This is a genomic window from Ruegeria sp. D7 (assembly GCF_056534355.1).
Map to the genome: position 1 here is coordinate 51,716 of NZ_JBQFPG010000004.1, position 10,598 is coordinate 62,313.

Sequence of the window (10,598 nt, forward strand, 5' to 3'; positions counted from 1 at the left end):
CTTCGCAAAGGCGAGAAATGGCTGGCCCGCATAATATGAGGCCGAGCCATAACAACGAAGGCTACAAGCATCGCATCCTTAACATCGACCACGCAGAAAAAGAAACCCCGCTCCAAGATGGAGCGGGGTTTAGTTTTCAATTCCAATATTTTGGACAGATATCGGGAATTGTGTGGGGGTCTGCTGAACTGCCTTCAGACGTTGTTATGTGCCTCGGAAAGCCGCTTGTTTTTGACGATCTGTGTTAATGCACTTTCGATAGGAGGGAAGCGACCACTGCTCGATTTGGTCGTGGTTGACAAACGTTCTTCGGCGATTTTGCCGGAGGTTTGCATCGCAGCTGTTGTGCTGGACTTTTCAGTCACAAAGGCAGACTTGATCATGCGTTTCCCCTTGTCAGCGATCAAACGATACACCTTTCGTTCGATCCAACCCGATCAGTATGCATTAGCTTGGTTGAACACTCTGAGAATACATTGTTCACGTTCGGTTAATGTTGTTCGCGAAATAAAGACAAAGGAATGAATGGGTTGATTGACGGGTTAAGAGCTGCCGGATGGGGTGCCGTAAGTGCGTGCTCAAATGAGAAGCTTTTTACTCAGCTACTGTGGAAGCGCTGGTCTACCTTCGTAGTGGAAAGCCACTCATTGCTGATGAACTCGCCAATGCCCGTTCAAGGGCATATGTAGACCGCACAGCTAAGAAGGATGCAGGGAATGAACATAGCCGTTGGAGTATTGGCGGTGGCCCTGTTGGCGCAGGGCGCATCATCTACGAACGCAAATCACAGCTTGTGGAGCCATAGCGTTGGGCAGGTTAGCCGAGCTGGTGCAACTGCGCCAATCCTAGTGAAATCCAAAGCCGGACATTGTCCACCTGGCTTGGCGAAAAAGGCGATCCCTTGTGTGCCGCCTGGGCAGGCTAAGAAATATCGACGTGGCGATTACATCTATAATGGGTACGTTCGCATCGATGATCCCGGCCGCTGGGGACTAAGGCGCAAAGGTTATTACGTGAGAGCCGGAGATTACGTATACGAAGTAAATCGTGAGACGTACGAAGTGCTGAACTTAATAGGAGCAACCGCCGATATTCTGAATTAAGTGCTTCGCCAGCTCTTGGCCCTGATACTAAGTTCGAGGCCATTTAGACCGCTTTCCAAAATTGAAACAAACGCCCGTTTAAGGCCTTGGTCACAGCAAATTATTCGCTTAAACAGCTTATGTCGCCAGCCCGAATGGAAATCTGGTATAGCCTTCGCTAAGGGCTGTATTGTTGCACAACTCGGGATCTGTAAAGCTCAGTTATGTAGGCTGGCTTTGAGCTACCATCGTTCACAGATGAGAAGAGTCTTGTCAGAAGAGCTTTGCTTGAGCGGGGCGGGACGGTTGCGTAGCTTTTGGCCATGGCCAAACCTGCCTTCTTCAAGTACTTCAAAACCAGCTCCGAGATCATCCGCTTTATGGTGATGCTTTAAATCCGTTTTCCGCTTTCGCTTCGGAATGTTGAAGACCTTCTGCACGAACGCGGGATCAACGTGAGTCACGAGACTGTCCGATATTGGTGGAACCGTTTTGGTCCAATTTTCGCGTCAGTGATCCGAAGAAAGCGTGTTCAGTAATTGCGAGCATTCTCGAAATTTATATGGCATTCAGATGAGGTCTTTGTGAAAATCAATGGAAGGCGGCATTACCTTTGGAGTACCGTGGATCACAAAGGCGAGGTGTTGGAAGCCGTTGTTACCAAACGCCGAAACAAAGTTGCAGCACTGAGATTCCTCAAGAAATTGATGAAGAGACACGGTGTAGTGGATGAAATTATAACGGATCGTTTCGCGTCATGCCGAGCCGCGCCCAGAGATATCGATGCGACGGAAAAGCAGATGACGGGCAGGTGGCTTAACAACCGCGTCGAGAATTCACACCTTCCTTTCCGACGACGCGAACGCGCCATGCAGCGATTCAAGCTTATGCGAAGTTTACAGAAATTCGCCTCCATCCTTTCTTCCGTCTACAACTACTTCAATCAGGAAAGATCATTTAGCAGCCGAGTAATCTTCAAGCAGACCTGTTCCGCCGCTCTGGCTGAGTGGCGTCAGCATTGTTCCACGTAAATTTGCGGATTTGGCGTCAAACTAAGACTGGTTGGACTTAGTCTGGCAGCACCCTTGTAGCTGTTATGTTATGACGTCTGGCGTCTGGCGGTCGCAGATTTCGGGGATTTTAGTTATTCGAGCCATTGCTTCTGTGATTTCTTGCAATGCTGACTGGGTATCCATATGCATATCTCCTCCAACGGGTGTGAACTGCTCCAAATAGATACGAACTGTGGCACCGTCCGTTCCTGTACCCGAAAGGCGGATCACGCCTCGACAGCCATTCTCGAAAGTAATGCGCACTCCTTGGTTCTTGCTTATCGAACCATCGACCGGGTCTTCGTAGGAAAAATTGTCCGCAGTCGCGACAACAAGATTGCCGGTGCTGCTGCCAGGAAGTTCAGGTAACCGATCAGTCAAATCGGCGATCATTTTCTCGGCTTTGGCGTTGTCAACGGCCTCGTAGTCATGCCGCGAATAATAGTTGCGGCCATAAGTCCGCCAGTGATCTTCCATGATTTCGCGGACCGAGACCCGACGTTCGGCAAGAATGTTCAGCCACAGTAGAACGGCCCACAATCCGTCCTTCTCGCGCACGTGATCCGAGCCAGTACCGGCACTTTCCTCTCCGCACAGCGTGATGCAGCCCGCGTCGAGCAAGTTGCCGAAAAACTTCCATCCTGTTGGCGTTTCATAACAATCTAGTCCCAACTTTTCGGCAACACGATCGACCGCTGCGCTGGTGGGCATCGATCTAGCGATCCCGGCGAGCCCCTTGCCGTAGCCCGGGACGAGGTGGGCGTTGGCGGCCAGCACGGCGAGACTGTCGGACGGGGTGACATAGATCCCTTTCCCTAAGATCATGTTGCGATCCCCATCCCCATCTGACGCGGCAGCAAAGTCCGGACCACCAGGAGATAGGACCAGATCGACAAGCGGTTTGGCCCAGATCGGGTTTGGGTCGGGATGCCCTTTGCCAAAATCGACCGATGGCACAGCGTTCAGGACTGATCCCTTTGGGGCACCCAGTTCATCTTCAAGTATGGCGGTCGCATAGGGTCCCGTGACCGCATGCATTGCGTCAAAACGAAGGGTGAACCCGCCGGACAACAAATCTCTGATCCGGCCGAAATCGAAAATATCACGCATCAGTTCTGTGTAATCGGCCACCGGATCGACGATCTCCACGCCCATATCTTCGAGCCTTGAAACGCCGACCCCTCCCAGATCGATGTCCCCGGACTCAAGCGAGCGATACTCGGTCATGCTCCGTGACTGGGCAAAGAACTCTTCCGTCAGGCTCTCGGAGGCCGGGCCGCCATTGGCACCGTTGAATTTCAGCCCGAAATCGGCGTCGATGCCGCCGGGGTTGTGACTGGCGGACAGAATAAAGCCGCCATCGGCCCCGTGCTTGCGGATCAGATTGGACGCGGCAGGCGTTGACAACAGGCCATTCTGTCCGACAATCGCACGAACAGCGCCATTGGCTGCGGCCATGCGCAAGATGATCTGGATGGTCTCGGCGTTAAAAAACCTGCCGTCGCCACCGATGACAAAAGTCTTGCCTTGCGCGCCGCCAATGGCATTGAAAATCGACTGCACATAGCTCTCCAGATATCCGGGTTCCATAAATACCCGCGTCTTTTTGCGCAGTCCCGAGGTGCCGGGTTTCTGACCCGCAAAGGGGGTGCAGGGAAACACTACGAAAGGCATGGATCAGTTTCCTTCTGTTGAACGGTGGCGGGGACTACCCGCGCCGGTTCCATCGAATTACGTACGTCTTTCAGACTTTGAACGGCAGCTAGTTCCTCTACAGACACGCGTGCCGGACGCCTCCAATTGGGGTGCTCGTCAATTGTTCCGGGTAGGTTCTGGGCCTGCTCGCTGCCCAACAAGTCGTCCAGTTGCACCGTCACCAGTTCCGCCGGGCTCTTTCCCAGCTCTGAATGCACCGCGCCGCGGATATCTTCCAAACTTGCTTCCGGCGGGATGGCGCAATGACGGCGCAGTGAATTCCGCTGGACGGCCCGCGCGGCGTGCAATGCCATCGCCCTGTCCCGGGACAGCCAACCGATGGTGCGCCACCATTCGATATCGCGCCCGCGCCAGAAGCCTTGGATCGTCGGCGTATCATGTGTACTGAAACAAGCCATACTGAAAGGGCGCAAATCCTGCGCCGACCTCAATGCGCCATCTCGTGTCCCTTCAAATTGCCAAACCGCGTAACTGTAGAGGCCGGACTCATTCAGGCGCTCGCGGAACCCGGCGGGCACCAATCCCAGATCCTCGCCCACAACGCAGCAGTGATTGCACCAGGCCTCTATGGCCACCACCGCAAGCAACACGTCGAACGGTTGCGAGATATACCCACCCGGGCTTCCATCCTCAGGTACCCAGAAGCTGCGCATCAGGCCAAGAACATGGTCAATCCGGACAATCCCAGCCTGGGACATCAGTTTTCTCAGCAGTGTCCGCACGGGTTCGTAGCGGTTTTTCGACAACTTATTTGGTGCGTAGGCCGCTAATGTCCAGGATTGCCCAGCAGGACTGAGCTGATCTGGCGGTGCCCCGATTGAGACGCCGCGTGCAATCAGATCCTGGTGCATCCAAACTTCGGCACCGTCGGGACGCGCTCCAACCGCAAGGTCCAAGAAAAGACCTAAAGCCATCCCGGACCGAATTGCGGTCGCTTGCGCGACCTCGAGCTGAGTATAGGCCCTCCATTGCAGCCACGCATGGAATTCGTTCCGGGGCGTCGGTTTTGTTCTTTCAGGTTGGCTTAAATGGATAGGCCAATTGCGAAAGTTGCCGCCATGCATTTCGCTGATGCTTTCAAACGTGGCGAACCGGGCCAGTTCCAGACCTTCGGCGCGGCAAAAAGCCTGAAATTCTTTGTGCTCCGTCGCTGCAGCGCTTTGCTGAAATCGCTGAAACTCCGCGTCCAATGCGAGGCGGTGTTTTATGCGAAAAGCCGGGTAATCGATCAACGCCCGGTCCGAAACAGATGCAAGCCGGGTGCCTGTTGCAATGTGATCGATATTCAGAAACCCGCGGTGACTAGGCGAATAAGGGCTTTTGGTGTCACCTACCGCCCATCCCAGCGCATGGACCGGATTAATGCCAAAATACATCGCACCCGATTGCCCCATGACAGACATCGCATGGCCCAGGTCGTCGTAGTTTCCCAACCCGCCGTTTGATCGGGACCGCAACGAGTACACTGCGCCCGATACACCCCATCCCTTCGTGCGTCCTGTCAGGTCTGCGATTGTCGGCGCATGTATCGGTCGGCTCAACAGAAACACTTCTTCGCAGCGACCAGGGCTATGCACAACCAACGTAAAATATCCAACAGGCAGAGGTTGAAGCGTCAGGCTTGTTTCTCCGCGCCCCGCCTGAACCTCGTGTCCTTTGTTATCCAGCACATGCCATTCGCTGGGCTGAGACAGTGCCAATTCAAACGGCAGGTCGGCCAGAATGACCTGTTCAATAGGTAACGCTCGTGCTGCCTGTTCGGCCTGACCCGCCCGTAAGGCCTCGGAAACGGCGCTGTCCGTATCTACGTCTATGTCCATCGCGCGGAGCAGAGCCTTCAGGGTCGGTGGATCCGATGATAAACGCGTTCCATCCCAGGCGTTGTACCCCAGATGGATGCCGCAATCCTGCGCTAGTTGACGCAGTCTGTCGTCGCTGCCCATCATTCCACTGACCGTTCTTCTAAGACAAAGGCGGCTACCGAGTGTGCCGGAATGATCGTCGTTGAAGTCGTGATCTTGCTGGCCGACTGATGAGAAACCGACGTGTCAATTTCTCGCTGCCAGACTCTGTCTCCGCCGGACGGCAACCGCAACTCCAGCGCCTCATTTTCCCGGTTGAAGGCCAGCATCACCACATCGAAGATAGTGTCGCCCGCCACGCATTCGGCGCAACCGCGCAGGATCAGACAAAGGCTGGACAGTCCCGGATCGCGCCAGTTCAGTGGCGATCCGTCCATGGCACGCCACTCGACATCCGGATATCCGTCTGTCCGTTGGGCACCATGCAGGAATCGATTTTGATTGAGTACGGGATGATTGCACCGGAAACGCGACAGTGCCGCGGTAAACGCGATCAAATCGCTGTCAAGTGTGGTCCAGTCGATCCAACTTACTGGGTTGTCCTGGCAATACGCGTTGTTGTTGCCATTCTGAGAATTGCCGCCCTCGTCACCGGCCAACAGCATAGGGGTGCCTTGTGACAAGAAGACAGTGGCCAGGAAATTTCGCATCCTTTGGAGGCGCGCGGCTTTCACTTCGGGATCGTCGCAGGCTCCCTCCATGCCGAAATTGTCGCTGTAGTTGCTGTGATGGCCATCGCGATTGTCTTCACCATTGGCTGCATTATGGCGCTGCAGGTACCGGGTCGTATCTGCCAACGTGAAGCCGTCGTGAGAGGCCACGAAGTTTACTGAAGACCAGGCCTGACGACCCTTGGTATCGAATAATTCCGCTGACCCCAATAAGGCCGAGCCCATGTCCTGCGCCGAATGGCTGTCGCCGCGCCAGAACTTGCGCACCGTGTCTCGGTAACGGTCATTCCATTCCGAAAACTCGGGCGGGAACCGTCCCAGTTGATAGCCTCCCGGACCGACATCCCAAGGCTCTGCAATCAGTTTTGCACCTGCTAGTACAGGGTCCTGGCGCAAGGCATCCAGGAACCCGCCGCTTGCTTCAAACCCATGCGCCTCGCGCGCCAGAGTCGTTGCTAAGTCAAAGCGGAAACCGTCGACCCCCATGCTCTGCACCCAGAACCGCAGGCTGTCCATCACCATCCGAAGCACAAACGGGTGCTTTACCTGAAGTGTATTTCCGGTGCCGGTGTCGTTCACATAGTAGCGCGGTTGGCCATCCAGCAGCAGGTAATAAGACGCGTTGTCGATCCCGCGAAAACTAAGCGTCGGGCCGAGATGGTCACTTTCGGCGGAGTGGTTGTAGACCACATCCAGTATGACCTCGATACCGGCGGCATGAAACCGCTCGACCATAGCGCGAAACCCGAACACGCCGGATGGCCCGAAATAGCGCGGTTCGGGCGCAAAGAAGCCCAGAGTATTGTACCCCCAATAGTTCCGCATGGATCGCGCGCGCAGCGCACCTTCAGAGGTGAAGGCGTGGATAGGCAGGATTTCAACAGCCGTCACACCCAATCGCATCAGATGATCCAGAATCGGCTGTGACGACATCCCTTCATAGGTGCCCTTCACATGGTCAGGAATGTCAGGGTGCAACATGGTCACCCCTCTGACATGCGTCTCATAAATGAAAGTGCCGTTCCAACGCCGTCCCAGCGTCACCGCGTCCGAGGTGAAACTGTCAGGACTAGAGACGACGGATTTGGGCACAAAAGGCGCGCTGTCGACTTCACTGAAAGACAGATCACCGTAGGGAGAATTGGGCAGGTAACCCAGGATTGCCGGATCATGGGTGACGGTTCCGTGCAGTTCGCGCGTATAAGGGTCCAAAAGCAGCTTGTTGGCGTTGAACCTGTGACCCCGCTCGGGTGCAAAAGGGCCTTCCACGCGGTAGCCATAAAGTGCTCCGGGTTTCAGGCCCGGCACGTAACCATGCCAGATGGCTCCATTGCGTTCGGGCAAAGCCAGTCGGGTGAGCTCGGTTCGGCCATCCTCTGCGAAAAGACACAGATTGACGCGCAATGCGTGCTCGGAGAACAGGGCAAAATTCACGCCTTCACCGTCGAAATGAGCGCCGAGCCGCGATGGGTTCCCTTGTCGAATTATCAGTTGTGTAGGTCCAACATCCTTCATACAGACAAACTCTTGTACAATTCGGCATACTCCCGCGCCGACCGATCCCATCCAACAGCTTGGCGCATCGCCGCGCGTTGCATCATCTGCCACGTCTTCTTGTCGTCAAAGCAGCCAAAAACACGATCAAGCACAGCCTCAACGCCGGTTTTCGTAACGTTATCAAACACAAATCCGGTCGCACATTCGGCGTTCAGTGCTGCGACATTTGCGTCAATCACCGTGTCAGCCAATCCCCCGGTACGCGCGACGATGGGCAAAGTACCGTATCGCAGCCCATAAAGCTGGGTCAAACCGCAAGGTTCAAACCGCGACGGGATCAGAATGGCGTCAGATCCGCCTTGTAGCAGATGGGCAAAGGCCTCGTCATATCCGATCACGGCCCCTACTGAACCGGCAAAGCGCTGGCCAGCGTCCACAAAAGCCTGTTCGAGTGCAGTTTCGCCAGAGCCCAAAACAGCCAGTTGGCCGCCGCGTTCGACGATGTGCGGAACGGTGTCAATCAGCACATCCAGACCTTTCTGCTCAGTCAACCGACTGATGACACAGAACAGCGGACCCCTGGAATCGGGATCAAGTCCAACACGGTCTGCGATACTTGCGCGGCTGTCAGCCTTTCGCCCCAGGCTTCGTGCATTGTAACCTCGGGCCAGTGCTGGATCGCTCAAGGGGTCCCATGTGCCGGTGTCTATGCCATTCAGAATACCGCTAAGTATCGCTGTTCTGGACTGTAGAACGCCGTCCAAACCCATTCCATACTGCGGCGTGAGGATTTCCCGGGCATAGGTAGGGCTGACCGTCGTGATCCGGTCTGCAAACATCAACCCACCCTTCAGAAACGCAAGATCACCGTGAAATTCCAGCGCTTCGGGATGAAACCAGTCACCGCGCAGTCCTAAATCTGACAGGGCATGCGGGCCGAACCGGCCCTGAAAGGCAATGTTGTGAATGGTCAAAACCGATTTGGGCGCGTCTTGACCGGATTGTTTGAGATAAACAGGGGTCAGAGCGGCCTGCCAGTCATGTGCGTGGATGATGTCCGGCTGCCAACCGTCGACACCGTCAAGACCCACCCGCGCCGACGCCTGTGCCAGCGCGCCAAAGCGCAGATGATTGTCCGCCCAATCCGCGCCATCGGGATCCGTGTAAGGCAAGCCGGGACGATCAAACAATTGCGGAGCATCCAATAGAAGCAGGTCAATACCTTGGACAGAGACCAGAACAAGCTGTCCATAGCCGCCAGGCAGATCACTGAACTTGGCAACCTGCCGCCCGTCGCTGAGCAAAGGCTGCAACGACGGATAGGCCGGCAACAGAATGCGACAGTCGATGCCATGACCGGACAGCGCAGCAGGCAGCGCGCCGACCACATCCGCCAGTCCTCCAGTCTTAATGAACGGCGCGCATTCTGAGGCGGCCATCAGTACTTTCATATCACATGTCCAGTTGGTCGATCATCGCTTGGGTAATAAGGCAGACACCGCCTTCTGTGCGTCTGAACCGTTTGGCGTCAAGTTTTGGGTCTTCTCCAACAATCAGACCGGGTGGAATTTTGACACCCCTATCAATCACAACGTTCTTCAGGTAAGCCCGACGCCCGACCTCGCAATATGGCAGGGCGACAGCGCCTTCCAGTTGCGAAAAGGAGTGTGTTTTTACCCCGGTGAACAGCAAGCACTGATACAGTGACGAGCCTGAGATAATACAGCCGCCTGACACCATCGACGAAACAGCCTGGCCGCGGCGCCCTTCCTCGTTGTGAATGAACTTCGCCGGCGGCGTCAGTTCGGAATAGGTCCAGATAGGCCAGTCTGTGGCGTAGATATCCAGACCCGGTTTGAAATCGGTCAGGTCGATATTGGCCTGCCAATAGGCGTCAATCGTGCCTACATCGCGCCAATAGGGTTTGTCCTCAAGCCCAGACATGACACAAGACCGGCTGAAGGGGTGCGCCATTGCGCCGCCTTCGGCTACGATAGTCGGGATGATGTCCTTGCCAAAGTCATGGCTGGATGTCTCCGAATTCGCGTCTGCTTCAAGGATGTCATAGAGATATTCTGCCTCGAACACGTAAATACCCATGCTGGCCAGTGACATGTCCGCCTGACCGGGCATCGGGGGCGGATCCGCAGGCTTTTCAACAAAGCTTAGTACTTTGTCCGTCTCGTCGACATCCATGACACCAAAGCCTTTGGCTTCTTCGCGCGGCACCTCAATACAGCCCACCGTCACCTTCGCGCCGGATTGAACATGCTGCTCAATCATCAGCGAGTAATCCTGCTTGTAAATATGATCGCCAGCCAGCACCAAAATGTATTTCGGTCCATATCCGCGCAAGATGTTTATATTCTGGGTAACGGCATCTGCGGTGCCTTTGTACCAGTTATCCTCATCCAGCTGTTGAGATGCGGGCAGGATGTCCAGAGACTCGTTACGCTCTGCCCGGAAAAAGCTCCAACCCCGTTGCAGGTGCCGGATCAGGCTGTGAGCCTTGTATTGGGTCGCAACGCCGATCCGCCGGATACCCGAGTTCACCGCGTTGGACAAAGCAAAGTCTACGATCCGCGTTTTGCCGCCGAAATAGACCGCTGGTTTCGCGCGGACATCGGTCATTTCCTTCAGACGGCTCCCCCTGCCACCCGCAAGAACATAGGCCATGGTCTGGTTGGCCAATCTGCGACGATCTTGTTTCAACGGGTG

6 protein-coding genes and 1 pseudogene are annotated in these 10,598 nt (G+C 55.3%); 1 reads left to right on the plus strand and 6 read right to left on the minus strand.

Going from position 1 to position 10,598, the window contains the following annotated elements:
- Positions 1 to 194: 194 nt before the first annotated feature.
- Positions 195 to 383 (minus strand): hypothetical protein, encoded by a 189-nt coding sequence (locus ACRZ9U_RS07350; protein ID WP_170403665.1) that lies wholly within the window; start codon positions 381 to 383, stop codon positions 195 to 197.
- 1,022 nt (positions 384 to 1,405) lie between these two features.
- Between ACRZ9U_RS07350 and ACRZ9U_RS07355 the strand changes: the two are divergent.
- Positions 1,406 to 2,113 (plus strand): annotated as a pseudogene (locus ACRZ9U_RS07355) (IS6 family transposase).
- Between the two features lie 63 nt (positions 2,114 to 2,176).
- Here ACRZ9U_RS07355 and ACRZ9U_RS07360 read toward each other — a convergent pair.
- From ACRZ9U_RS07360 to glgC, 5 genes are read right to left on the minus strand one after another with little or no spacing between them, the layout of a single operon-like run.
- Positions 2,177 to 3,808, minus strand: a complete 1,632-nt coding sequence (locus ACRZ9U_RS07360; protein WP_170403662.1) for an alpha-D-glucose phosphate-specific phosphoglucomutase — start codon at positions 3,806 to 3,808, stop codon at positions 2,177 to 2,179.
- Positions 3,796 to 5,796 (minus strand): 4-alpha-glucanotransferase, encoded by a 2,001-nt coding sequence (gene malQ, locus ACRZ9U_RS07365; RefSeq protein WP_170403659.1) that lies wholly within the window; start codon positions 5,794 to 5,796, stop codon positions 3,796 to 3,798. Before malQ ends, ACRZ9U_RS07360 begins: the two co-directional genes overlap by 13 nt.
- Complete coding sequence (gene glgX / locus ACRZ9U_RS07370) at positions 5,793 to 7,898, minus strand: glycogen debranching protein GlgX (RefSeq protein WP_170403656.1); 2,106 nt, start codon at positions 7,896 to 7,898, stop codon at positions 5,793 to 5,795. Before glgX ends, malQ begins: the two co-directional genes overlap by 4 nt.
- Positions 7,895 to 9,331 (minus strand): glycogen synthase GlgA, encoded by a 1,437-nt coding sequence (gene glgA, locus ACRZ9U_RS07375; protein WP_170403653.1) that lies wholly within the window; start codon positions 9,329 to 9,331, stop codon positions 7,895 to 7,897. The genes glgX and glgA overlap by 4 nt, the downstream gene beginning before the upstream one ends.
- Position 9,332: 1 nt before the next feature.
- A complete protein-coding gene (glgC, locus tag ACRZ9U_RS07380; protein WP_170403649.1) occupies positions 9,333 to 10,592 on the minus strand; it encodes a glucose-1-phosphate adenylyltransferase in 1,260 nt (419 codons plus the stop codon).
- Positions 10,593 to 10,598 lie beyond the last annotated feature (6 nt).